Consider the following 24,935-nt stretch of genomic DNA (forward strand, 5'->3'; position numbering starts at 1 on the left):
CGGTTTGCATTTTTACTTAGTTTCAGCAAACAATTCACGGCCGATTAACATGCGGCGGATTTCGCTGGTACCTGCGCCGATTTCATACAACTTGGCATCGCGCCATAAACGGCCTACCGAGTATTCATTGATATAACCATTGCCGCCCAAAATTTGAATCGCTTCGCCTGCCATCCAGGTAGCTTTTTCAGCCGAATACAAAATCGCGCCGGCAGCATCTTTACGCAATGCGCGCACCGCTTCCGGATTTTTAGCGCGGTCACAGGCTTGACCAACAGCATAAACATACGCTTTACAAGCCATCATCGTCGAATACATATCTGCGATTTTACCTTGCATGAGTTGGAACTCACCGATCGGCTGACCGAACTGTTTACGATCATGGATATACGGCACAACCACGTCCATACAGGCTTGCATAATACCGAGCGGGCCGCCGGATAATACGGTGCGTTCAAAGTCCAAACCGGACATCAATACATTGACACCTTTGCCTAAGCCGCCCAGCACATTTTCAGCTGGCACTTCGCAATCTTGAAACACCAATTCACCGGTGTGTGAACCGCGCATACCAAGCTTGTCGAGTTTTTGTGCAATCGAAAAACCAGGGAAGTTTTTTTCGATCAAAAAGGCTGTCATTCCGCGTGGACCCGCTTCGAGGTCATTCTTCGCATAAACAACTAATACATCAGCGTCTGGGCCGTTGGTAATCCACATTTTGGTACCGTTCAGTACCCAACGGTCACCCTTCCAATCAGCGCGTAATTTCATGCTAACTACGTCGGAGCCTGCGTTGGGTTCGGACATTGCTAATGCGCCGATGTGTTCGCCTGAAATCAACTTAGGCAAATACTTGGCTTTTTGTTCTGGAGTACCGTTACGATTAATCTGGTTCACGCACAAATTGGAATGTGCGCCGTAAGACAGGCCGACCGAAGCAGAGGCGCGGGAGATTTCTTCCATCGCGATAATATGTGCCAGGTAGCCCATTTCAATGCCGCCGTCTTCTTCTTTGACGGTCACACCCAACACACCTAAATCGCCCATTTTTTTCCACAAGTCCATCGGAAATTGATCAGTTTTATCAATTTCCGCTGCGCGCGGTGCAATTTCTTTCGACGCAAATTGCTGTACTGATTCACGTAAGGCGGCGATATCTTCACCGTGGTCAAAGGTTAAACCGGGCAGATGTAACATGGATTCCTCGCTATGCTGTTTGTTGTGTTGGCTGTGCTTAAATATGTAGCTGCAAAATGATAACCTCAATTGACGTTAACGTAAACGTCAATTGAAGTCATAGCTTTTTAACTACGAATAACTATTGCCTTTGGCTTGATGTTTATTTCTGGCTTATTTTCTAACTTAGTTTCTGACTTCGATTCGGTTTTCAACTCAGCTTTCAAGATTCGCTGGCACTCTTCTTCGTGCGCGCTGATTTCGGTCAGCAATACATCAATATCTTCTTGTTGCTGCTCCAAAGCAGCGCGATGTTGCGCCAATACAGCAATAAAACGTTGTAATTGTGGCTCGGTATCTTTAGGCGAGCTGTACATGTCGACCAGACTCTTAATGTCAGATAATGACAACCCAAGTCGTTTGCCACGTAAAGTGAGCTTTAAATGTGTACGTTCACGCGCTGTATAGACACGATTTCGTCCGCCCGGGCCTTCCCGCTGCGGACTTAATAGACCTTGATCTTCATAGAAACGTATCGCACGCGGTGTAATATCAAACTCGCGCGATAATTCGGTGATGGTGTAGGTAATGGCGGGTTTAGTTAATGGCAACACGGTATTTTCTCTGAAACTGGGGTTAATAATAATGAAAAATCATGGACTTGCACACCAATTGGTAGGGGCGCCCCTTGTGGGTGCCCTTCGTTAATCAACGACGGGCGCCCATAAAGGACGCCCCTACTGGTTAACGTTCACGTAAGGTATATTGTATGGCATATTGCAACAGCTTGAATTCTCTATTTTAAGGTCGCCATGAATCCGCTAGAAACCCAACTCAGCTATCCGTTTGAAGACACGCTCCCCAAGCCGGGCGATATACAACGCGTTTGCGCTGGCGTGTATTGGCTACCGATGGGCCTGCCGTTTGCGCTTAACCATATTAATTTGTGGCTGCTGGAAGACGATAACGGCTGGACGATTATTGACTGCGGAATTTCTAATGATGACACCAAGGCGAATTGGGAAATTATTTTCGCACTGCATTTAAATGGCAAGCCAGTCACCCGCGTAATTGCTACGCATTGCCATCCCGACCATCTTGGTTTGGCTGATTGGCTGTGCGAACGCTGGCAAGTTTCGCTTTGGATGAGTGCCGGTGAATACAGTTTTGGACGCATGATGCAAGCGGGTTTAAGCGGGGTTGAGGGTTCATCTACCGTGCCGCATTTTCAGCGCCACGGCGTAACAGATCCGGCTTTAGTTGAGCAGTTATTAGGTCGTAAAAATTATTACCCCACCTTAGTTCCCAGCGTGCCAACGGCTTATGTACGCATGCAGGAACATCAACTTATCCACATTGGTGCGCATCATTGGCGTGTGATTACCGGCTTTGGCCATTCGCCTGAACATGTTTCTTTATATTGCGATGAACTTAGATGTCTGATTTCCGGCGACATGTTATTGCCGCGTATTTCTACCAATGTCTCGGTTTGGGCAATAGAGCCGTATGCTAATCCGGTGCAGCAATTTTTGGATTCGCTGGATAAATACTGCGACCTTGAATCCGACACCCTGGTGCTACCTTCGCATGGCAAACCGTTTAAAGGCATTCATATCCGGGTGCAACAATTGATTGATCATCACCATGCGCGCCTGGCCGAAGTGTTGGTGGCCTGCGTTACCCCGCAAAGTGCCAATGATATTGTGCCGATCATGTTTCTGCGGCCTTTAGATACACATCAACTGACGTTTGCGCTGGGCGAAGCGTTGGCGCATTTGCACCTGTTATGGTTTGCGGGAAAACTACAACGGAAGCTGGGTGAAGATGGGATTTATCGGTTTGTACGGAGTTAGTTTTTATTTTTTAATATACTGGGGCATATAAATAATTTTTATTCATTATTAGCTAATAAACACATTAAATTTACTACATACTAGTAAAAAAATTATTCTTTATCCCCTTAAAACCTATTAGATACGTTAACTATTTTCAAAAATAGGGGAGGGTATAGGAGAAACCTCCCCTTATCTGATTTTCAGCCCGAATTCAAGAAAAATTCGCCTCTGCGCTGAAAATATATATCCACAAATTCCTTAAATAAACCGCGCTAAGTTGCCGTTAAAGAGTAAATCATCGGCGAAATGGTGATTTAAGGAACCGTCATGTGCATACATCAACAACTGCCGTTTTTATTGCTTTTTGCGTCAACCCTATGCGTCGCCTCAGATGGCGTTATCCGGTTTACCGGACGCATTGTTGAACCAACGTGTATTGTACAAACGGAAACCTTACCAGCGCCCCGTTTAAATGCTTGCTCCGTTCATGTAGCGCTCAGCACTTCCGTTGATAGCGTGATCATCACGCCAGAATCACACATGCTCGTCTGGCGCGCCAATGACGTAACAAAACAAGACCTTCCAGTGAATCACTGGAAAATTATCCGGGTAAATTATTTATAAATAATAGTAAAGGTCGCCGACGAATTGGCGGTACCAGCCGTCACCGTTCCAGTGCGAATGTAGTGCGCATAAAACGGGAAATTATACGTGCCATTCTCCCCCGTTCCTAAAGTAACTTGATTGGGATAAGGCGGAACAAAAGTAGCTACTGGATTGACGCTCGGATCTGCCGCATAGCTCACGATAGCTCCGTTATAGGTAATTTGCACACCCAACCCAGTTGCCGTTGAACTTGCACTGAGCGGTAAAGTATTGCTCGTATTTGCGGAGTTGGTCGCGTCCGTAAGTACCGTCGACATGGTTGTGGTGGTGACTCCTGGACCTCCGGAGCAGACTAGCTGAATATTAAAAGGCATTGGTGGCGAGGTTGAGCCTATGGCTGGAAAATGATTTATAGCGAAATTGCCCAACGCAACGTTGATGGTGGTGCTGGTCACAACACAGGTTGGTTGAGTCAAACCAACGATGGTGACTCCGGTTAATGCAATCGGGAAAATCGAGTAATTAGCCTGTGTTGGTATAACATAATTCCCCACGGTTCCAGATAAAGTGCCGCCGGTTGTAATTGGACCTGTTTTAACCAGCTGAAGTGTCACCTCAGCTGAGGCGGTACTAGAATAAGATGTTGATGATGCAACAGTTACTGCGGCGGGCCAAAGATTATCATTGGCGCTGCCGGTGTTATGAATTTCCATGCCGATACCCGGAATGCTGGTGGGATAGACATTTGCTGTTGCCGTCCCTATTCCCTGATAAAGCAAACCTGTAAATGCAGCGGTGCAAGTGACGGTGAAGTTCCCAGTGTTTCCAGTGAATGTACCTGTATAAAGAACCGTACCATTTGCAACCGGTAATCCATTGGTCTGATAAGGATTAATAGAAATGGTACCTGGTGCCGTAATGAATTTCGTTCCAGCTACTGGGTTTTGCGAACAACTAGCAAATGCCTGCCATGAAGTCAGTAATAACATCAACATGCAAATTTTAATCAAACTAAATCGCCATACTCTTTTCAACATAATCTGATTTCCTATTACTTGGTGCTCACCATTTGCACATCGGATAAGCAACTTACGGTTAACTGCTGGAAAGGCAACTCATTTTCTGACTCTGCTTCTGCTGGCATGGTGTAGCTGGCAATACACTGCTGCTCTCTTCCCGCGCCCCATTTGACGGTGAGTCGCCCCTTGTCGGTCAGTTTGCGATTAAAGAACCGCCCACCTTGCGCCAACATACCAATTTCTTTGCCAGCTTCATCAAGTACTGTGGCACCAAGCGGTGGTGCCCTGCCATCCACAAGATTAATGGTCATTAATACAGCACGTCCTATTGTCGTTGAATATTTAAGCAACACAATAGCTCCAGCACGCGGCGCAATTTGTTGGGATGTCGTATCCAACTCCACGTTCATCCCACTACCTTTAGGATCAATAATGACGTCATTATTACTATAGGGAATCAAAAATGGAATTACGGCATAACCATCGCGATTAATCTTACCGCCATTGGCATTAATCACCGATGCACCTTCTGCTCCGGGCGCATACACAATACCAATTGTTTCACCCAAACTCGGCGCTAAAATTAAACCACCTTGATGCAATATCAGAGCACCACTAGCACTGATAGCCGATTGCCTGCCTTCTCCCGCGCTGTAAGATGCAGAGAGTTGACCGTATTGAGCAGCGTATTGCAGGCCTGCACCGACGATATTAGTACTATTAGTCGATGTTGAATTAGAACTAACGTAATTGTTATAAGCGTTATAGCTAAACCGATTGTTTTCGCCGACAGTACCATTCAATGCCACTTGCTCGGTTGTTTGATTATCGCCATGGCTTGCCGTAACTGACAAGGTTGGACGATGCATGAACGCTTCATTTCCCAACGGCAAACTAAAACTTACGGTGAACAGATTATGATAAATACCGGTTGCGTCAATTGTGCGTCCCAACGAAGCACCAAAAGTTCCCCAAGGGCGAGTATTTGAATATCCCGCCTGATAACTCACTGCACTTGGTGCTCCATTCCAATAATTTTGCGCAGTTCCATTCAAATACACGCTACCAAATCGCTCGCTAATCGGCTGGCTAAAACTAACTTGGAAGCTATTTTCCGGTAAAAGTAATGGCGATGTTATACCGGTCACTTCTTGTTCTACATGTAATAGTGCGGCGTTGCTCAGGGTAAGAAAATCACCGCTTGAATAACGATACGCCGCCAAGCCAAAATTGGTATGTGTTTGCTCCAGCACCTTGCTATAACTAAGACGCCAACTTCTACCCAGCAGCGTACTGTCTTGCGGAGCCTGCTTTGTTACTGATCTCGTCAAATCTACACCGATGGCACCCAAACTAGTATTTAGTGCCATACCTAATTGTGCGGAACTATAGTATTCAGCAGCAATACCGCCAGCGTAAGCAGTTATCCCGTGCCCTAACCCGTGTTGATAAATTACCTCAGAAAATATCGGCGCATCTTGTGAAGTAACATTGAGAAGCTTCCCAATTACAGCGCTGTATCTGCTTGCGCCAGGGCGTAGCAAAAGTACGCCAGCGGAATAGGGAACCGTGAATTGCTTTTGCCGGCCATCGGCCTCGGTTACGGTTACCACAAAATCACCGCTAGAACCGCTGTTGTACATATCGTCGATCTTAAATTCGCCTGGCGGTACATTTGTCTCGAAAATGACATTACCACCTTGGCGCACAGTCACTTTGGCGTTGGTTTCAGCCACTCCATGGATCACTGGGGCATAACCGCGTTGTGATTCGGGCAGCATACGGTCATCACTAGCGATCTGCACACCTTGGAATGACACGCTATCAAACAAATCACCATTTGAATAAGAGTCGCCGATAGTTAATTGCGACTTTAGGCTAGTAATATCATGCTGTAAATAACTACTATTGAGTTGCCAATGCCCGTTTTGTTGCGCAGTTTCAGTACTATTTGTACTGGTGTTAGTGCTATAGCTTCCGTTATATCGGTAACGCCAACCGTCAACATTGATCCCCAAGTTAATACCGGCGTAAAACAGATTGCTATCTATCTGACCGTTACTACTGTGGAACGAATTTAAGTTATAAGAAAAGAACCCTGCATCGATACCCTTATCCCAGTCGTCTGGGGACACATAACCGCGTGAAATATGGCTTAGATAGAGTTGTGGAATACTCAAAGACAAACGTAAATCAGATGAATCAAAATCGACCATGGCGGCCGGAATTTTTTTCTCTACATCAAAACACTTTTCACCATCAGATACACTTGGATCTTCCGGCGTTGGAAGTGTAGAAAACTCAACACCCATTTGTACCAACAGCCCCTTCGTCACACATAATTCAGCCTGATCTTTGCCTGGAATGGCGATAATTTCAATATCACGTCGTCCCAACCATTGCTGATTGATATAAACGTCGACGCGATATTTTCCTGGCAATGTTGGGTTTCCGTGAGTAAATTGCGAAACATCAATTTTATTTCCAATACCGCCTGCCAACATTGACGAATCAAATCCTCCATATAATGCAGTTGAAGCTGATTCAACCGTCGCACCATTGGACGAATTGTTATTCAAACCAGTTCCCATTGCCATGCATGCATTGCTCACAGCAACAGTTAGCACTAAAAGCGCTAACTGTCTGCTCAGCAAAGTAGCTAATGTGGCGAGGCAATTATCCATGGCAAGGAAGTCGTTTTTTCACTTAGCGAATTACTGTAGCAAGCTGACGCTGTGCTCTACGATTCCACCAAAATCATTCACCGTTAAGTAATTTAATTTGACGGGTTCAGTTGGGATTTTTTTTAATTCTTTGATAGGAAAATCTAAGCTAGTTCCTGGAGCCAACATTTCGGTAGATGCCTCATAACTTTTATCGCCAAAAATCAATGTTGTCGAACCCAATGACACGTGAAAAGCACTGTCATTGGTGGCATGCAGCACTAGCCCATCTGGCTTTTGAACTAATTCCCAATGGATTTGCGCAGCGGCCTCAACGGGAGTACCGGGCAAATTTTTGGGTCTGAAAAATAGTTTTATCCGGCTACGGATCGCCAACTGCATATAATTTGCGTCGTCGTCTTTTTTTGCTATCGGCATTGGAGGAACATCAAGAACATTCACCCAAAATACCGATTCTTTATCTTGCGGCAAAGGTTCATGAGTATAAACAATACGCACCGTTTGCCCTTTGTTGGAATCCACCCTGAATATTGGTGGAGTCGCGATAAAAGGGGATTTACCATTATCTGGTGTCGATCTTGCATCACCAGAATCCAACCATACTTGCACCAAAGAAGGTTGTGCTGTGGCGTTGTTCAACCTGAGCGTCACCTCTTTATCACTTGCGTCATAGATGACACGCGTACCGTTAATCACAATATTGGCATGAGTCTGAGCTGTAAACAACATGACCGCACAAAAGATAAGATGGTTAATTTTACGGCACATAGTTTTTGTGTTTCTGATAAGTAACATTTTTTAAAAAAAGGCCATCGAAATGACCTTATCGAAGCAGGTAATATTACTTACCTGCTTCCCACCAACATTGCGTATTAGATTAATTGTAAGCAATTGACCATGTAACGCTAGTATTTGCACTACCAGCTACCGCAGTTGCAGAAGAGATATATTGAGCTGTGTAGTAAAAAGTATTAACACCAGCTGTCAATGTTGCATCATTTGCAGTTACCTGATTTACATTAGTCGCCATATTAATAGCACCACCGGCTTGATTTACTAATTGAATTTGCACATTAGTGGCAGGAGCTGCGCTCGTAATTTTCAAATTACCAGTAACCGGATCAACATTTGGTCCAGCTTCAAATTGAATACGAGCTTTACTACCAGCTGTACAAGCGGCCAAGCCAATATTAAAAGCCGTTGCACCAGCTGTAGTACCAGCACCAGTCAACGCAGTAACACTTACTTGCGGCAAGGCAACTGTTTGAGTTACTGAAGCAGGAGCAACTGTACATGTTGTAGCAACGACAGTTCCTGTGAAATTAACAGTACCATCTGAAGCTTGTGCGGCATTCAAACCAGCAAAACCCAACGTAGCAATAACAGCACTTAAAAGAATTTTAACTTTCATGTATTTCTCCAAAAACGAATGTGAGGTAAAGAGGTATTACTTCAAAATATAAATAAACCCGCGAAATTTTGTAAATAAAGCTGACAACCAACATTAACAGCACATCACAAACATTGCCTATAATCATGATTGTTGATCGGATTATATCCATAAAGTTTCCAGTTAAAAACATTTACTTACATTTTGATTGTCAAAAAATGTGTCTTTCTCGTAAATGTGGTAAATCTGCACAAAAATTCAGCAATCACTATATTTATTTTCAACGTTTTCCTGATTTTTAAATTTCCATGCGGCAATTATTCATAATTTCGGCTAACTACCGTTAAGACGTTTTTGCCGATTTTAAGCTGAGATAAAGTCTGTTTGAACTAAATGTCAACAGGATCAACTTCCAGTGACCAGGTAATCCGTGGTTTGAGGGTGCGTAACTGTAACAACCACTCTTTTAAGAAGGCTTGCAGGGCAGGACGGGAATGGGATTCGATTAATAATTGAGCACGTTCCGAATTTGCCATTTTCATTAAGCTCATCGGAATAGGGTCGTGCATGATGATGCCTTCAGGCACATTTAATTCTGCAGCTTGCCGCAAAAATGCGATGGCAATCTGCAATTCTTTTGCTTCTGCACGCAGTAAGGCCTGAAATATAAAGGGTGGCAAACCTGCTTGCTGCCTTTCTGCCAGGCATTCCTTTGCAAAACGCGGATAATCATGCGTTTTCAGAGCGTGATAAAGAGGATGTTGTGGATAACGTGTTTGCACCAACACTTCACTAACACTTCCACCTTCTTTTTGCGCCGCACGTCCCGCGCGACCGGATACCTGCATTAATTGCGCGAACAAACGTTCGCCGGCCCGATAATCTTGCGAGAACAAAGCGTTATCTGGATTGATGACACCGACCAAGGTTAGATTTTTAAAATCATGCCCTTTTGCAACCATCTGCGTGCCGATCAAAATATCCACTTCACCACGATGCACTGTTTCAAAGGCGGCTTGTGCGCTGCCTTTCAGTCGGGTTGAATCCGCATCGATACGCCGAATTTTTGCGTCTGGAAAAAATTTTTGCAGATTTTCTTCAATCCGTTGCGTACCTCGTCCCAGCGGTTGAATATCCGAATTACCGCAAGTCGGGCACGATTTTGGTATCCTCAACTCAAAACTGCAATGGTGGCAGCGTAATTTGTGTTCTTGTTTATGCAATACTAAAAAAGCACTGCAACGCGTACAATTACTCATCCAGCCACAGGCATCACACGCAATAACAGGTGCATAACCACGCCGGTTTAAATACAGTAGTGACTGCTCACCTTTATCAAGACGCTGTTTTAATGCGGAGATTAACGATGCTGTTAGTCCTTCTTGCGGCCTGTCTTTCGCGATATCAATCAGACGCATTTTCGGCAATACCGCTGCAGCAACTGCCCGATCCGGCAAACTCAACTTAACGTAGCGGCCTGAAATTGTGTGCTGCCAGGTTTCCAATGACGGCGTAGCAGAACCGAGCACGACAGGAATGTTTAATTGTCTGGCACGCCAAATTGCCAGATCGCGTGCGGAATAGCGCAAACCTTCCTGCTGCTTATAGGATGGATCATGCTCTTCATCAATAATGATTAATTTAAGCGCTGGTAAAGAAGCCAGGATAGCTAATCGAGTTCCTAAAATTAGCCGCGCTTTGCCGGTATGTGCTGCCAGCCAGTGCAAAGTCCGCTCGCCTTCCGCCATACCGCTATGTAAAACTGCGACGGTTAATTCGGGAAAGCGCGCCTGAAAATGTCCCTGCAATTGCGGCGTCAGGTTAATTTCCGGCACTAAAATTAAAATCTGTGCGCTGGCATCTCGCGCCAGCACTTGCGCCGCCGCCTGCAAATACACTTCTGTTTTACCACTGCCAGTAACGCCATACAGCAAACTAGGTGCATATCCTTTGGCATCAACAATATGCTGCACAGCATTTTGTTGAGCGGCATTAAGTTGAGGCGACTCGCTTGGCTCGCCCTTTACCTCTAAACTCAAGCTAAGTTTTTTTAATGCTTTGTCTAAGGCGGTGGTTTTAGAAGTACGGCAATTTTTGGGGATGGCTGGAAGTGCAACTTCACCAAGAGGGCGTTGATAATAGTCGGCGGCAAAACTGCAAAGTGCTATCCACTCAGAAGAAACTGGGGATAACTGCTGCCTTACCGTAAGCACGGATTTAAGTTTGTCCCGCGGGATATCAGAATTCTGTTTCATCGCGACAATTAAACCAACCATTTCACGACGACCAAAAGTGAGCAGGGCAAACTGGCCTACTTGTGGTGTTTCTTCGCCAGTCCAAAGATAATCAAAGACCCGCTCCAATGGCGTATCCAAGACAATTTGGAGAATTTTTTCGCTCTGCAACTTAAAGTGATTTCTTAAGAAATTGGCTAACTAGTGGATTCATATGTGTGTTTTATTTAATCAACACCTGTGGACAACTTTGTGGAGAAACTTTCCCTAATCGCCTTAATTCACTCGGGCAACAGTATTTTGAAAACACAATAAAAGCGATACTTTAATAATTTCCATTAATAATCAATAACTTACAAAATAGGAGTTATTTTCAAAAAAAGCTATTGACAGGGAAATTAAATCAATTTTTTTGTGCATAACTTATCTCGGTTTCTGCATGCTCAATAAAATTAAGTTTTTTATTAACAAGCTTTATCAACGCATTTCGCCTTGCAAACCGCATGCAGCAACACTGTTGCAATGCACAACCATGCGCATATTATCTTGCGCATGTTTTTGCTACTATTTTTTCCGATTTGTTTACGTGTTACTACGTATAGCCTTACTAAATTCGTGCACTGCATCCACTAATACTTCCACCGATTCTGGTGCCGTAAATTGGGATATACCATGCCCTAAATTAAATACATGCCCATTACCGTCCGTCGGTTTGCCATAACTTTGAATTAACTCTTGCACTTGTTGACGAATTTGCTCAGGTTTAGCAAAGAGTGCCATTGGATCTAAATTACCTTGTAAGGCAACTTTATGTCCTATCTGTGCGCGTGCTTTGCCAAGGTTGACAGTCCAATCCAAACCGACGGCATCTGCGCCAATGTCGGCAATTTGATCTATCCACAATCCGCCGCCTTTGGTAAATACGATGGAAGGAATTTTTACGCCATTTTTTTCCGTTTTAACTAAACGCAGCACTTCACGCATGTAATCCAATGAAAAAGTTTGATATGCGCCGTCGGCCAACGCGCCGCCCCAAGAATCGAAGATCATGACGGCTTGCGCACCAGCATCAATCTGAGCATTTAAGTAGGTTGCAACCGCAGCGGCGTTGACACGCAAAATGTGATGCATTAAATCAGGCCGGTTATACAACATACTTTTAACAGTACGGAAATCTTTTGAGCCGCCACCTTTAACCATATAGCAGGCTAATGTCCAAGGGCTGCCTGAGAAGCCGATTAACGGCACCCGGCCTTGAAGTGTGTTGCGAATTTGCGTGACGGCATCAAACACATATTGCAAATTGCTCATGTCAGGCACTTGCAATGCGAGGATGTCCGTTTCGTCGCGTAATGGCCGCTCAAATTTAGGGCCTTCACCATCCTCAAAATACAAACCTAGTCCCATAGCGTCAGGGACGGTCAGAATATCTGAAAATAAAATGGCCGCATCAAGTTTAAAACGGTCTAGCGGTTGAATTGTGACTTCTGTCGCAAAATCTGGATTTTTTGCCAAGCTCATAAATGAACCTGCTTTTTGCCGCACAGCACGATACTCAGGCAAATACCGCCCGGCTTGACGCATCAACCAAACTGGCGTGTGCTCAGTTGGTTGGCGCTGTAAAGCACGCAGAAAAGTGTCGTTTTGTAAGGGAGTGTCTATAAATGACATGGCAAACTTTCTATAGTGCGATTAATTCAGAGCGCTATTATCGCTTAATTTGCCTATGTTGATAACGTCTTGAGAACAAACTCGAGCTCTTTTGCTGGACAAATTCACAGTACCACTATTCTGTGGATAACTTTGTGAATAGAATTTCAAACAGTGGCAACATTTGCCTTTAATAGAATATTGCTGATAACCAATAATTTGATATTCATCTGTCAAATATCAATAAAATCAATGGGTTATATCTTTGTTTTTATCCATCAATTAACATCAACTTGCTTTTATCGCTTTTTTTAAATTTTGTGTATAACAAATGTGCCAAGCCCATTTTACAATCCATATAACACGCTATCCGCAACCGTTTTTGTGTCTGGAGCGCTTGGTTTACTTAATGGTTACAAGTTTTTTTCGCCATGAATTTACCCATTAATTAACTCACATGTTGTTTCAATTGTGATGCTTCATTTGGTCATTGCAAAAAAAATGCCCTGCAATTTATGCCGGGCATGAATCCTTTATAAACAACAAGGAGGAGGAGATATTAGGTAACTCAATTCTTTATGATATTTATTTTCTTCTTTTTAGGGCTTACGCAAAATTGTTCCAGCAAGGCGTGCCGACGCAGGCAGTACGAATAGTACGGCAAGGAAAGCACAACGCCGCTGGGGCAATTTTGCGCAAGTCCTACTTTTCATAACTAATCATATATGGACTAGAGGGTAAAAATCTATGCCCTAAATAGGGCATTTTTCAGGATATTTCATCAAATTAATTGCTTTTTAATAAATTACATCTCAAATATATTGTGAAAATGGAATTTATTTTTATCCTGCGTTGAAATAACTCACCAAATACCGTTTTTAAAATCGATTGATTTATAGAGTTTTTCAGCATCACTTTTGTATCAAGCGATCTAGATGTTTTATATCCGAGCCGATAAAGCGCGTATTTCAGCAGCTAAACTTGGAGAATGTCCGTCTAAGTCATTTACTGCCTTATAAATCAATTGTCTGTTTTTTAAATTAAGGCGCAAATTTTGCTGCTCTTTGCTGAAATATTGCTTTAAATGTAATTTTGTTGCACGCCATATTCCCAGTAACATTGGCTTGAATAAAATAACGAACGCAACAAAACCACCAATCAATAAAAATTTAAACGTAAAAGCTGCCAATGCTGGCACTGCCGCTAATATCGGCTGTTCCAATGTAGTTAAGATCATGATTTTTCCTCGTTAGTTTTCTCTTAACAACATTATATTGCACTGCAATATATAATTCTAATTTCGTTTTATCATAGTGGTTATATACTCTATGAATGACCAATCTTTAATTCGGTAGAAAATTGATGAATTTTTTAACCTTAGATTTAAATTTATTGCGAGTATTTGATGCCGTCATGATCGAACAAAATCTGACCCGCGCCGCCGATAAATTAGCGATGACACAACCCGCCGTTTCAAATGCAGTGAAGCGCTTACGTCATGCTTTTAACGATGAATTATTGATTCGTACTGTTTATGGTGTTAAACCAACTCCCCGAGCAGAAAGTATTTGGCCAGCAATTCGCGAAGCGTTAAGTAAGCTTGAAGCTGCCATTGCGCCACCGACATTTGATCCGGCAAGTGCCTCGGCATCTTTTCGCATGGCAATGGCAGATTCAACGGCGGCATATTGGATGCCGCATCTAGTCCGTGAAATTGAGAAATGCGCGCCGGGAATTAATGCGCGCATGGTTCCGTTAGTGACCAGAGATCCGCGTTCGATGTTGCTGCAAGGAGATATTGATATTGCGGTAGGATTTTTCCCCGGCGTGGTTTCTCAATTGGCAGGTGGGCAAAGCTCAGCAAATAGCCCCATTCGCCATGCCAGTTTATATACTGGCCGCTATGTGTGCGTTATGCGCAAAGATCATCCTTTGGCAAATACGCCACTTACCCTGGAAACGTATTGCAACGCGCATCATTTGCTAGTTAGTTTTTCTGGTCGTGCGCATGGATTAATTGATGAAATTCTTATGCCAATGAAGCTGCAGCGACATATTATATTAACCGTCAATCAGTTTTTTACTGCCGGTCGCGTCGTGGCAAATTCCGACTTATTAACAGTATTGCCGCAGCATTTAATTTCATCAACAGGAATGGCGAATCAATTAATCTGGAAAGAATTACCGATTAGTACTCCGGCAGTCAATGTTGATATGTTGTGGCATGAGCGCGAAGCGCGTAATCCGGCACACAAATGGCTGCGCGAAAATTTGATTAATTTGGTAGAGCAAACCTTAAACTCAGAAAACCCACAAATTGAACATCAAAACGCATTGCTATAGGAGCTATCTACTCTCTTCTACGCAACGGCCTTAATTTGCTCCTTTTGATCAACTGGGAGATAAATAGTAAACCGGGTACCTTTACCAACTACGCTTTTAACAGTGATGTTACCGTTGTGCTTATTGATGATGCCATATGCTAGTGATAAGCCCAATCCCGTTCCGCTACCAATCGGTTTAGTGGTAAAAAATGGTTCAAAAATACGATTCAAATTTTCGGGATCAATACCGCAACCCGTATCCGTAACTTTGATCCAAATCCAATTAGCACCTTCGATTATTTCCGTTCCAGTGCTAATTGCAATAACGCCCTTGTCCTTTATGGCATGCGCTGCATTAATAAAAAGATTCATGAATACCTGATTCAATTGCGAAATAATGCACGGCACTAGCGGCAAAACACCGTAACGTTTTTCTATCGTCGCTTTATATCTAATTTCATTTTTAACGATGTTCAAGGTGCTATCCAACCCTTGATGAATATCGGCTTCTTGCCACTCTGTTTCACCAACATGAGCGAAATCTTTCAATGACTGAACAATGTCTTTTACTCGTCTTAATCCGTCCAACGATTCTCTAACCAGATCGGCCATATCTTCTTTGACGAACTCTAAATCTGCATTTTTATTAATCGCTGCAATCGCATCTTTAGTTTCACTACTGAGTGTTAATGATCCAATCGCCGTATTGTATTGTTCAATAACACCGAATAAAGTCGTGACGTAGGTTTGCATCGAATTCATATTTGAATTCACAAAACCGATCGGATTATTAATTTCATGCGCAATACCAGCGGCCAATTGTCCTACCGAAGCCATTTTTTCTGCTTGCAGTAATTGTTGATGCGCTTCTTGTAATTTTTTAATTAAAGCTTGCTGCTCTTCCCCTTTACGCTGCAAATCCACTTCCATATTTTTGCGCTCAGTAATATCGGTGAGCGAGCCGACCACCTCAACCGGCTTACCGTCCTCATCGCACACCAACCGCAACATATCATTCATCCAAATATAGTTACCGGCACTACTTAAGAATCGATATTCATAAGTACGTTGGCCTTCTGAAAAAAGTAGCGCCAAACTGGAAAATATTTGGGCAGTATCGTCGGGATGAATATGATTAAACCAAAAATTCGGATCTTCTATCATTTGCTCAGGACGATAACCAAGGACATGGAATGCATTGCCACTCACATAGGTCATCCTAAAATCCCCGGTGGGAACACTGGCGTAAATAATAGCCGTCGTATTGTCGATCAAATACTGCAGCCTTGAATAGCCGGTTTCCTTTTTAGGAACCACCAGGCTTTTCACCGCAGGAGCGACTAACTCATCAAATTCTTCAAACTCAAATGACATATTCATCTCTCTTAAGCGTTAACATAAATAGTCACGGATTAATTAATATTAGGAGTACCTGCAAATATTTTATTCAAGCAGCACAGAACCATCTGTGCCCCACTTAACTTTAGTAATACCCGGCTCTTCCATTTCCAGTTTCTTTGCCTCAAATTCTTGCGGCGTAATTTCATTTTTTTGTAATTTAGATTCGTTAAGTAACAGCCGCTCCGCTAACGCATTTCCGTACTGTAAAAGCGCCAATCGTACAACCTCTTCTAAATCAGAAACATTCCACGGCTTTTCTATGTAGCGAAATACTTCGGCTTCATTGATTGCATCCAGCAGGGTTTTAAAATCCGCTGACGCACTTAACATCAGGCGAATAGTTTCAGGTTGGATCGCCTTTGCCAATTTAAGGAAATCAACGCCACTCATGGCCGGCATATGGTAATCAGAAATCACCAGATTAAATTGTGCTTCGCCTAAGCGTTTAATTGCATCGATCGGAGAGGTATGCAGTTCAAACAAAAGCTGTTGCTCATTCCCGATTTTCCTCAATGCACGCTGCAATGAGTGCAGCACATTTTCCTCATCATCCACTAACATAATACGTTTCATACATGCCTCCCGCTGTTCCGAATTTTTAACGTCATATGCACGCCGCTAGAGACGCTATGAAGTATTATTTTTTCGATGATGTGTTCATTTAATACGCAATCTGCCGGAATTAATAAAGTCCCGTCACGTGAGATTAAATCAGTGAATAAAACCATACCGACAAGTAAATTTTTAGGTGTTACTTCATGATGATCCTGTACATCGCCATTCTGATGATTAAACACCTCTTTAAAGGCCGCAACCACACGCTCGCTATACCGACTACCTGCCGAGCGAATAATAATGGCCTGCGCTTCTTCTGCCGGCACTCTGCGCTGCACCAGACTTCCCGTTTGCAAATTATCGTAATCGCTGGCAATCGCCAAGACACGCGCCCCGATGGGAATCTCATCTTCCATTAAACCGTCGGGAAATCCTTTGCCATCAACACGCTCATGTTGCGACCGTAAAATTTTTGCGGTTGCCTGCAAATCTTCAAGAGGCATTAAAACTTGCTCCGCTCTTATCGTATGCTTGTGATAAAGGCCTAATTCCTCACCATTCATTTTATTCATCGGCATGCTTAATAAGTCATCAGAAAATCCAATTTTTCCAATATCAACCAATAATCCAGCGACAAAAATATCTTGTACTTCATTAAAATCGAGTTTCATTCTGACGGCAATTTTCCTAGCAATGTCTGCGACCCGACGCGAATGTCCGGCTAACTTTCCTCCACGCATATCAATCAATGATGAAAACACTTTGATCGATGTCAAAAAACTTTCTTTCAATTTTTCATTGGCAGTTTTAAGTGCCTCCGTACGTTCTTGCACTTTAAATTCAAGGCTGGCATTCAGATTTTTAAGTTCTTCATTTTGTGAGCTGGTCAGCGCTTCCAATCGCAATTTTTCATCAAACAAATATTTTCGCTCCAGCGCTTGTTTGACGATCAATAAAATATCATTTTCGTCCCATGGCTTGGCAATGTAGCGATGTATTTCACCGCGATTAATGGCCGCAATAATGGAGTGCACTTCAGAAAATCCTGTCAACAATATCCGTATGCAGTCAGGCCATTTTGAACGCACTTCTTCAAGAAATTGAGCCCCGTCCATTTCCGGCATACGCATATCTGAAATAACCAGATCAATTTGCTCTGACTCCATTATTTTTAAACCTTCTCGACCACCTTCAGCAATGAATACCTGATACCCCTTCGCGCGGAATAGCCGCCGCAGGGATGATAAAATATTCGGTTCATCATCAACGCATAAAATTTTTGCCGATTTTGAATCAGTGGTTTCAAGGCTCATTCGCTTGTCCCTCGTCATCTGATTCAGCGTAATCATGTTTGATCGGCAGAGTAATAATGAAACTCGTCCCTTTGCCTAACTCACTGACGACTTCGATGTGGCCATTATGTTTTTGGATAATGCCGTAAGAAAGAGAAAGGCCTAATCCGGTGCCTTTCCCTATTGGCTTAGTCGTAAAAAATGGGTCGAATATTTTGCTTAAAATATCTTTAGGAATACCAGAACCGTTGTCCTCGACAACGATCTTGGCGTTATCATTTTCCCGGCTGGTTCGAATCACAATTCTGCCGCGCTCAGCGCCAATTGCATGCGTGGCGTTCATCACCAAATTCATAATGACTTGATTAATTTGTGAAGGAAGACATTCAACATCAGGGATATCGCCAAACTCTTTAATGACGTCCGCTTTGTATTTGATTTCGTTGTTGACGATATTCAACGTGGAGTTCATCCCTTCGTGCAAATTGCTCCATTGCCATTCCTGATTAGAATCGATTCTGGAGAAGTCCTTAAGATCTTGCACAATTTTCCGGACCCGACCAATCCCTTCTTTAGATTGCAGCATTAATTCTGGAATATCTTCTTTTAAATATTCCAATTCAATTTTTTCTTTAATGTCTTTGATCTCGGCAATCACAGAAGCAGCGGTAATATGCTGCTCCACATTTTCATAAGCATGAATCATTTCAAACAGCTGGCTTATGTAGTTTTCGAGTGTCGTAAAATTTGAAAATATATACCCAATCGGATTATTTATTTCATGCGCAACGCCCGCCGCGAGCTGACCAATAGAAGCTAATTTTTCGGACTGTACCAACTGTTCCTGCGCCTTAAATAATTGTGAATTTAATTCAGTCAAATCATTATTGCGACGTATCAGTTCGGATTCGATTTTTTCCCTTTCACTGATATCCAATTCCAGTTGAATATTTGCTTCGGCTAACTGCGCAGTTCTTTTTTTAACCAATATCTCTAAATCGGAATGCGCCAGTCGTAATGATTTTTCAGCTTCCTTGCGCTCAGTAATATCTTCTAAGGTTTGGATTGCACCAATGATGTCGCCTTGTTTATTCAGTAAAGGTGCCGCTGTAAAATGCAGCCACAAACCGCTTTCACCTAAATTTTCAAAATACGCATCGACTTCGCAAGCACCTTTAGCAAGAAACGATGGCTTTATTTTGTCATTAAAAAGTCCAAAAACATCTTCTTCCACTTTGTTGTGTAACATCAGATCAGCCAATACTGGGCGCTGGGTACGATAGAAGGGCATCCACTGTTTTTTTGTTTCCAACATAAAGTCGGAAGAAAATCCTAATACGTGCTCACACGCTTTATTCCAATGCGTGATGACATGATTTAAATCGAGGACAAAGGTAGGAACGGGGCTGCAATCCAAAAAATGTGCAAATTCCACACTGATTTTTTCAAGTGCCTTTTCCTCATGCAAATCTTTACGCACAACAGGAGCCCGGTACATATCATCCGCTTGATTTTTTTCATTCATCGCAGATGTTGGGGTCACATAAATAGGGGAAGATTCATTAGTCACATCGCCTCCGATTACGTAATTAAAATTTGAGCAATTTCCTCAAATTTTTTCGCAGAGCTAACGAAAATCTGATTGCACGCTTGCTCATCCAATTTAATATTATCCCAAACGAAGGGTGAAATTTTTGGTACGACGGCACGCTCGTCATTTGAGAAATCAAGCGCCAACGCGAAAATATTCGCCAGATGAATAACTCCCGCTAAATGAACCACTTGCTCACCTTCTTCCGGATGATGCTGAGACACAGCCAATTGCATTTCCTCTGGAAATTTCCAATGTTTAGCAACGATTGTGCCGATCGCACTATGATCGGTTCCTAGCGTTTCTCTTTCAGCGATAAGAGGATCACAGTTATGCAACTCCTGATACTCCAGCGTTTTTTCATACTGCCCGGAATATTGCGTGGCGAGTACCAGTTTGCCGATGTCATGGATCAATCCCGCGATAAAAGCATATTCCTGGTTGCTACCAATATGTGCGGCAATTTCTTTAGCGCACACGGCAGTGCCAATAGAGTGACGCCAAAACGAGGGGAAACTAAAATTTTGTAATTCGGTTGCGCTGAAACTGCTGGTAATCGCCGAAGTTGCAATCAACATTCTGACATTTCTAAAACCCAAAATAACAATTGCTTCATGTACGCTAGAAATTTTATGCTGCATCCCATAAAAAGATGAATTCGCTAGCCGCAGCGTTTTAATTGTTAACACATGATCGTAGGATATTTTTTTTGCGATGTCGTCAATATCAATATTTTCTTGATCTATGCTGCTCAGAAGTTCAACCACTATCGCTGAAAGAGCGGGTAATTTTTGCACGCTGTTTGATATTTCATTCGGGTCGATATTCTTCATATTTCCCCCACCGTCAAAAACTGGATAATGTAATTTTTTAATTGTTGATTCAGTTTTTCATGTTCAGTCAGTTTGAATAATTTATCCAAACGTGCCAATTTTTTTTCCAGTTTTAATTTTTCGTTCTGAGCATTTTCTGCCTCAGCTTCAGCATCGAACTCCTCCTCAATTTCAACCTCAACTTCCTCAACCTGATGGCGTCTTAGCGAAGAAATCATCGAGTCGGTAAGTACGGTTCCGCCAGGTAGTAATTTTTCGTTATGACTACCCATCAGGTTCGTAGAAAGCACCATGCCGGCAACAGCATCATCAAGTGGAATGAGTTTGTTCATATCCTGATCAATTTTCCTGAAAAAAGGTAATTAGTTTGCCTCTGGATTTTGAGCTTTCGCCCATTGCTCTCCAGTTAGCCAGATAATTAAAATCGGAAATACCAAGCGAGAATTTTTTCCCTGCTTCCATCTTGGTAACGATGCTGTTAAAGCGAGGTAAAATTTCATCAATGTGCGAACCTAATACAGACGTATTTTTAAAAAGTATTTGTTCAGTCGCTATATTGGCAAAAGCAATCATGCCATCTTCGTCGATACCGAGCATCGGTATCGGGATGTATTGCAGCGCTTCTCGCGCAATATCTAAACTGGTTTCATCCCGATCTATCTGTTTTTCTTTGAGTTGTAATATCTCGGCCAAATGTCGGTTCGCCGCCGCCAATTCTTGATTGGCCGTTTGAATTTCCAATCCTAAGCGACGGTTTTCATCCGACATTTCTTTTTGCGTAAATGCTTCGGCAATCTGATCCCGTAGCTGTTGATCATCCCATGGCTTCGTCAAAAATTTATAAATAGCACCTTCATTGATCGCATCGGTAATCGATTGCAATTCGGTATAGCCAGACAGCACAATTCGTACCGTTTCAGGGTAGCTTGCTTTAGCCTGACGCAAAAATTCAACTCCGGTCATTACTGGCATACGCTGATCTGAAACAATCACATCCACTTTTTTTTCTTTTAAAATCTCCAAGCCTTCTAAGCCACCATTTGCCGTTAAAATTTGATAACCATCCTGACGAAATAATCGTTTAAGCGCCGCCAAAATATTCGGCTCATCATCGACTAATAACAAGGTTCGGCTTACTTTTGTGATGCGAAGTAAATGGTTAGGAAGTACGGTTTTTTTGGAAAGATAATCGGCCGTCTGTTCTCGCGGCATTGGCCGTGACAAAAAATATCCCTGAATCTGGTCGCACATATTTTTACTTAAAAACTGGCATTGCGCTTCGTGCTCTACGCCTTCAGCAATAACTTTAATTCCCATGCTGTGCGCCATTGAAATAACGGCATTGGTGATCGCTGCATTGCCTGAATTTTCAGTAATATTATTAATAAACGACTGATCAATTTTGACAAAATCAAAGGGGTAATGTTTAAGATATCCCAAGGCCGAATAACCGGTTCCAAAGTCATCCATCGAAATTAAAAAACCCTGCTTTTTAAACTCTTTTAATATTATTTTCATCGCATCGGAATTATGCAAAAACAGACCCTCTGTAATTTCCAATATGATGAAGCGCGGATCAACTCCCTGTTCAATTAAAGTTCTTAATAAATTTTGTGTAAACAGTGGTTCTAGCAATTGTTTCGGCGAAATATTAATCGCGATAGGCTGCACATCAATTCCCTGTGCTTGCCATTGTCGAATGTCCTGACACACTTGCCGGAAGATCCATTCACCAAGTTTATTGATGATAGAAAGCTCTTCCGCAATGGCAAGAAATTGACTGGGTAAAATTAATCCGCGAACTGGATGAGCCCATCGAATCAACGCTTCCATACTGACAATTTGGCCCGATTGTAAATCGGCGATTGGCTGATAATATAAACAGAACTGATTATTCTCAATGGCGTTGTAAAGCTCATTGGCAATGGTGATACGTTCCATTAAGCGTGCATCTAATTCCGTATTAAAAAATTGGTAGCGATCACCGCCCAATTCTTTTGCCTGATTCATTGCACTATTCGAATACGTAATCAAGTTCTCTATGTTCTGGCAATCCTGCGGATATAACGCGATTCCCATGCTGCAGGTTAAATGAATTTTTTTGCCATTGATTGGAAGCGGGGCACGAATAATTTCATTGATTTCATTACAGATACGATCCACATCGCTCGATTGTTCAACATTGCTTAAGACGATGGTAAAAGTGTCGCTGCCCCAATACGCGACCAGATCATCTTTATGCAAATAGCCATACAGCCTGGCTCCAATATCTTTCAGTACTTGATCACCAGTTTCATACCCTTCACCATCATTAATAATTTTAAAATGATCCAATCCTAATTTGATCACGCTGATGGTGCTGGCTTTGTTTTCAGCAAATTGTAATAAATGGGTTAGTTGTTTTTTAAACGAGTGCCGATTTGGAAGTCCGGTTAAACCGTCGTGGTTTTTTTGAAATAATAACTGTTCTGTTGACGCCAATAACTGCTCAATATGATGACCATGTTCATGCTGAATTTGACTCAGCGCAAACGTATCGCCATAACAGTAAGAATCCAGCGCAATGCCAATATCAAAATACATAACCTTGGTCAGTGCATCCATGTATTGGATCAGGTCATAGACATTGCTGTTACAGATGCTCCAAATAAGCGGTCTTAACAACGCGTTATATTTACTATAAACGGCAATATAGGCGCTAAATGGCAGGCCTAATTTGCGGTGCGCAAGGCCCATGGCAATACGCCCGCGTACATATTTTTTGTCATAATTTCCATTAATTAATTGATGGAAATTTGAAATTTGTTCGTCGAGAATATTTTTTTCATTAGCGGAATCTGTCGCGTGCGCGTCTTTAAATACGCAATATATGTAGCTGGAAAAAGCGTTATTGATTTCATTTTTATACGCCGCTAGCTTTGTACTCAAATCAAGCATGGCATTCACATCACTACGTGTGAATTCAAGGTAAGTGAATCGATCCAGTTGTATTTCTTCCGTCGTGTTAACGGCTTTTAAAAAGGTATCGATTTCTTCGTCAACTGAACTGATGGCTTCGTTAGGCATAATCACCTTCATGTTTTATCACTTCAACAATGACACAGTCGTAGAACTTACTCAAAATTGTTCCGGCAACGAGTTTATTAAACCCTAGCCGACGCAGACAGTAATTAGTACGTTAAAGAATACATAACGCCGTTGGAGCTGTTTTGCGTAAGCCCTAATTCGGTAAGAAACGACTCTTCAGGATATGTCAAATTGAAATTTTTACTAGGTTAACGACGAAGCCAGCTGAATTGTTTTGTATCGATTAATTAACCTTATGCAGCTTCAGCATATGCCCACAATTTTTGATTGAGTTGTTCTTAAACTGTGCAACAAGATCGAACGAATGTATATGCCCTAAATAGGGCATTTTCTCGATTTTTTGGGCGTGACTAGAAGGGGAATTGAGAGGAGTTATAGCAGGTAATTAATGCAAACGAGCAATAAATAATAACAAAACAAATACTCAACCTGTTTTTTTAAAAATTTAACGTATTTAATGGCTTTACCAGCCATTAAAATCAGAATAAATGACAGTATATTTTAACCACAATGTTTTTACTTCCCCTTAGGGGAAAAAATCATTTTATATACTATAGTATTCTAAAATTAAAATCCAACATTTACCCCCCCCAACAAGTGATGACGGGTTTTTCGAACAGATTTTTAACGATTATTTAATCGGTAAATGAGTGGTATTTTTAACTTCTTCCATCACCGCATAAGTATGTGTCTCACGAACACCACCGAGCTGCAATAATGATTTACCTAAAAAGTCACGATAAGCATTCATGTCTTTAACACGCGCTTTGACTAAATAATCAAATCCGCCTGCCACCATGTGACATTCCAACACTTCCGGTATCGCTTGAACGCCACGTTTAAAAGCATCAAACACGTCTGGAGTTGTACGATCTAGAACTACTTCAATAAAAACGAGTAGTGCAACATCAAGTAATTGCGGATTGAGTTGAGCGGTATATCCTAAAATATATCCAGACTCTTGCAACTTCCGCACTCTCTCCAAACACGCTGCTGGAGATAGATTGACACGGTTTGCCAACTCTACGTTACTGATGCGGCCATCGTTTTGTAATTCGGCCAGAATTCTTTTACTGATTTTGTCGAGCATAAGAAAATCTCATATGTAAATTATATTCGGTGTAATTTTCGCACAAAATACTTTATTTTGCTATCGCCCCTAATTACCAGAATTAATCATTGGTAATTCCCTATAAAATCAATCGTTTATTGATTTACGAAAATATTTTTTAATTCTATTTATTTACTACACTTCAAT

General features: G+C 42.3%; 20 protein-coding genes. 3 read left to right on the forward strand and 17 right to left on the reverse strand.

Features of this window, described 5'->3' with window-relative positions; translation table 11 throughout:
- Positions 1–12: 12 nt before the first annotated feature.
- Both S2091_RS10335 and S2091_RS10340 read right to left on the reverse strand, forming a co-directional pair.
- The gene (locus tag S2091_RS10335; RefSeq protein ID WP_105531731.1) at positions 13–1,197 is read right to left on the reverse strand and encodes an isovaleryl-CoA dehydrogenase; all 1,185 of its coding nucleotides are present in this window, start codon (positions 1,195–1,197) and stop codon (positions 13–15) included.
- 107 nt (positions 1,198–1,304) lie between these two features.
- Positions 1,305–1,790 carry a MerR family transcriptional regulator gene (locus S2091_RS10340; protein WP_341476996.1) on the reverse strand — a complete coding sequence of 162 codons (486 nt, stop codon included), beginning with the start codon at positions 1,788–1,790 and terminating at the stop codon, positions 1,305–1,307.
- 198 nt (positions 1,791–1,988) lie between these two features.
- Here S2091_RS10340 and S2091_RS10345 point away from each other — a divergent pair, with 198 nt between their 5' ends.
- Positions 1,989–3,029 carry an MBL fold metallo-hydrolase gene (locus S2091_RS10345; protein WP_105531732.1) on the forward strand — a complete coding sequence of 347 codons (1,041 nt, stop codon included), beginning with the start codon at positions 1,989–1,991 and terminating at the stop codon, positions 3,027–3,029.
- A 309-nt stretch (positions 3,030–3,338) separates the two neighbouring features.
- Positions 3,339–3,635 (forward strand): hypothetical protein, encoded by a 297-nt coding sequence (locus S2091_RS10350; RefSeq protein WP_105531733.1) that lies wholly within the window; start codon positions 3,339–3,341, stop codon positions 3,633–3,635.
- On the opposite strand, the gene S2091_RS10355 is transcribed toward S2091_RS10350, so the two are convergent.
- The 7 genes from S2091_RS10355 to S2091_RS10385 all read right to left on the reverse strand — a co-directional run bounded on the left by S2091_RS10355 (position 3,626) and on the right by S2091_RS10385 (position 13,831).
- Positions 3,626–4,654, reverse strand: a complete 1,029-nt coding sequence (locus S2091_RS10355) for a fimbrial protein (protein WP_105531734.1) — start codon at positions 4,652–4,654, stop codon at positions 3,626–3,628. The genes S2091_RS10350 and S2091_RS10355 overlap by 10 nt on opposite strands.
- A 14-nt stretch (positions 4,655–4,668) precedes the next feature.
- On the reverse strand, positions 4,669–7,320 hold the full coding sequence (locus S2091_RS10360; protein ID WP_105531735.1) for a fimbria/pilus outer membrane usher protein: 2,652 nt from the start codon (positions 7,318–7,320) through the stop codon (positions 4,669–4,671).
- A gap of 30 nt (positions 7,321–7,350) precedes the next feature.
- Positions 7,351–8,049, reverse strand: coding sequence for a fimbria/pilus periplasmic chaperone (locus tag S2091_RS10365; protein WP_165794966.1), 699 nt, complete (start codon positions 8,047–8,049; stop codon positions 7,351–7,353).
- Between the two features lie 148 nt (positions 8,050–8,197).
- The gene (locus S2091_RS10370; RefSeq protein WP_105531737.1) at positions 8,198–8,731 is read right to left on the reverse strand and encodes a fimbrial protein; all 534 of its coding nucleotides are present in this window, start codon (positions 8,729–8,731) and stop codon (positions 8,198–8,200) included.
- 368 nt (positions 8,732–9,099) lie between these two features.
- On the reverse strand, positions 9,100–11,085 hold the full coding sequence (locus S2091_RS10375; protein WP_480935828.1) for a primosomal protein N': 1,986 nt from the start codon (positions 11,083–11,085) through the stop codon (positions 9,100–9,102).
- Between the two features lie 441 nt (positions 11,086–11,526).
- A complete protein-coding gene (gene hemE / locus S2091_RS10380; protein WP_105531739.1) occupies positions 11,527–12,615 on the reverse strand; it encodes a uroporphyrinogen decarboxylase in 1,089 nt (362 codons plus the stop codon).
- A 919-nt stretch (positions 12,616–13,534) separates the two neighbouring features.
- Positions 13,535–13,831 carry a hypothetical protein gene (locus S2091_RS10385; RefSeq protein ID WP_105531740.1) on the reverse strand — a complete coding sequence of 99 codons (297 nt, stop codon included), beginning with the start codon at positions 13,829–13,831 and terminating at the stop codon, positions 13,535–13,537.
- Between the two features lie 125 nt (positions 13,832–13,956).
- Here S2091_RS10385 and S2091_RS10390 point away from each other — a divergent pair, with 125 nt between their 5' ends.
- Positions 13,957–14,937, forward strand: coding sequence for a LysR family transcriptional regulator (locus S2091_RS10390; protein ID WP_105531741.1), 981 nt, complete (start codon positions 13,957–13,959; stop codon positions 14,935–14,937).
- Positions 14,938–14,954: 17 nt separating this feature from the next.
- Here the strand turns inward: S2091_RS10390 and S2091_RS10395 are convergent, their stop codons facing one another.
- The 8 genes from S2091_RS10395 to S2091_RS10430 form a co-directional block, all read right to left on the reverse strand.
- Positions 14,955–16,292, reverse strand: coding sequence for an ATP-binding protein (locus tag S2091_RS10395; protein WP_105531742.1), 1,338 nt, complete (start codon positions 16,290–16,292; stop codon positions 14,955–14,957).
- A 69-nt stretch (positions 16,293–16,361) separates the two neighbouring features.
- Positions 16,362–16,892: a response regulator gene (locus S2091_RS10400; protein WP_105531743.1), complete on the reverse strand. Its 531-nt coding sequence runs from the start codon at positions 16,890–16,892 to the stop codon at positions 16,362–16,364.
- Entirely contained in the window at positions 16,889–18,187 is a 1,299-nt protein-coding gene (nosR, locus tag S2091_RS10405; RefSeq protein WP_243405390.1) for a response regulator c-di-GMP phosphodiesterase, NosR family, read from the reverse strand. The genes S2091_RS10400 and nosR overlap by 4 nt, the downstream gene beginning before the upstream one ends.
- Positions 18,177–19,736, reverse strand: a complete 1,560-nt coding sequence (locus tag S2091_RS10410) for an ATP-binding protein (protein ID WP_243405391.1) — start codon at positions 19,734–19,736, stop codon at positions 18,177–18,179. The genes nosR and S2091_RS10410 overlap by 11 nt, the downstream gene beginning before the upstream one ends.
- 11 nt (positions 19,737–19,747) lie before the next feature.
- Entirely contained in the window at positions 19,748–20,590 is an 843-nt protein-coding gene (locus tag S2091_RS10415; RefSeq protein ID WP_105531744.1) for an HDOD domain-containing protein, read from the reverse strand.
- Positions 20,587–20,922, reverse strand: a complete 336-nt coding sequence (locus S2091_RS10420; RefSeq protein WP_105531745.1) for a hypothetical protein — start codon at positions 20,920–20,922, stop codon at positions 20,587–20,589. The genes S2091_RS10415 and S2091_RS10420 overlap by 4 nt, the downstream gene beginning before the upstream one ends.
- Positions 20,923–20,929: 7 nt before the next feature.
- Entirely contained in the window at positions 20,930–23,668 is a 2,739-nt protein-coding gene (locus S2091_RS10425) for an EAL domain-containing protein (protein ID WP_105531746.1), read from the reverse strand.
- Between the two features lie 640 nt (positions 23,669–24,308).
- Positions 24,309–24,767, reverse strand: coding sequence for an Lrp/AsnC ligand binding domain-containing protein (locus S2091_RS10430; protein WP_105531747.1), 459 nt, complete (start codon positions 24,765–24,767; stop codon positions 24,309–24,311).
- Between the last annotated feature and the right edge of the window lie 168 nt (positions 24,768–24,935).

Origin of the sequence: Solimicrobium silvestre (genome assembly GCF_002976435.1) — a bacterium.
GTDB classification, from domain to species: Bacteria; Pseudomonadota; Gammaproteobacteria; order Burkholderiales; family Burkholderiaceae_D; genus Solimicrobium; species Solimicrobium silvestre.

Excerpts from the sequence above, each read along its gene's own strand:
- S2091_RS10335 (WP_105531731.1), bottom strand. The coding sequence starts at position 1,197 with ATGTTACATCTGCCCGGTTTAACCTTTGACCACGGTGAAGATATCGCC.
- S2091_RS10345 (WP_105531732.1), top strand. The coding sequence starts at position 1,989 with ATGAATCCGCTAGAAACCCAACTCAGCTATCCGTTTGAAGACACGCTC.
- S2091_RS10350 (WP_105531733.1), top strand. The coding sequence starts at position 3,339 with ATGTGCATACATCAACAACTGCCGTTTTTATTGCTTTTTGCGTCAACC.
- S2091_RS10355 (WP_105531734.1), bottom strand. The coding sequence starts at position 4,654 with ATGTTGAAAAGAGTATGGCGATTTAGTTTGATTAAAATTTGCATGTTG.
- S2091_RS10360 (WP_105531735.1), bottom strand. The coding sequence starts at position 7,320 with ATGGATAATTGCCTCGCCACATTAGCTACTTTGCTGAGCAGACAGTTA.
- S2091_RS10365 (WP_165794966.1), bottom strand. The coding sequence starts at position 8,049 with ATGTTGTTTACAGCTCAGACTCATGCCAATATTGTGATTAACGGTACG.
- S2091_RS10370 (WP_105531737.1), bottom strand. The coding sequence starts at position 8,731 with ATGAAAGTTAAAATTCTTTTAAGTGCTGTTATTGCTACGTTGGGTTTT.
- hemE (WP_105531739.1), bottom strand. The coding sequence starts at position 12,615 with ATGTCATTTATAGACACTCCCTTACAAAACGACACTTTTCTGCGTGCT.
- S2091_RS10385 (WP_105531740.1), bottom strand. The coding sequence starts at position 13,831 with ATGATCTTAACTACATTGGAACAGCCGATATTAGCGGCAGTGCCAGCA.
- S2091_RS10390 (WP_105531741.1), top strand. The coding sequence starts at position 13,957 with ATGAATTTTTTAACCTTAGATTTAAATTTATTGCGAGTATTTGATGCC.
- S2091_RS10395 (WP_105531742.1), bottom strand. The coding sequence starts at position 16,292 with ATGTCATTTGAGTTTGAAGAATTTGATGAGTTAGTCGCTCCTGCGGTG.
- S2091_RS10400 (WP_105531743.1), bottom strand. The coding sequence starts at position 16,892 with ATGAAACGTATTATGTTAGTGGATGATGAGGAAAATGTGCTGCACTCA.
- nosR (WP_243405390.1), bottom strand. The coding sequence starts at position 18,187 with ATGAGCCTTGAAACCACTGATTCAAAATCGGCAAAAATTTTATGCGTT.
- S2091_RS10415 (WP_105531744.1), bottom strand. The coding sequence starts at position 20,590 with ATGAAGAATATCGACCCGAATGAAATATCAAACAGCGTGCAAAAATTA.
- S2091_RS10420 (WP_105531745.1), bottom strand. The coding sequence starts at position 20,922 with ATGAACAAACTCATTCCACTTGATGATGCTGTTGCCGGCATGGTGCTT.
- S2091_RS10425 (WP_105531746.1), bottom strand. The coding sequence starts at position 23,668 with ATGAAGGTGATTATGCCTAACGAAGCCATCAGTTCAGTTGACGAAGAA.
- S2091_RS10430 (WP_105531747.1), bottom strand. The coding sequence starts at position 24,767 with ATGCTCGACAAAATCAGTAAAAGAATTCTGGCCGAATTACAAAACGAT.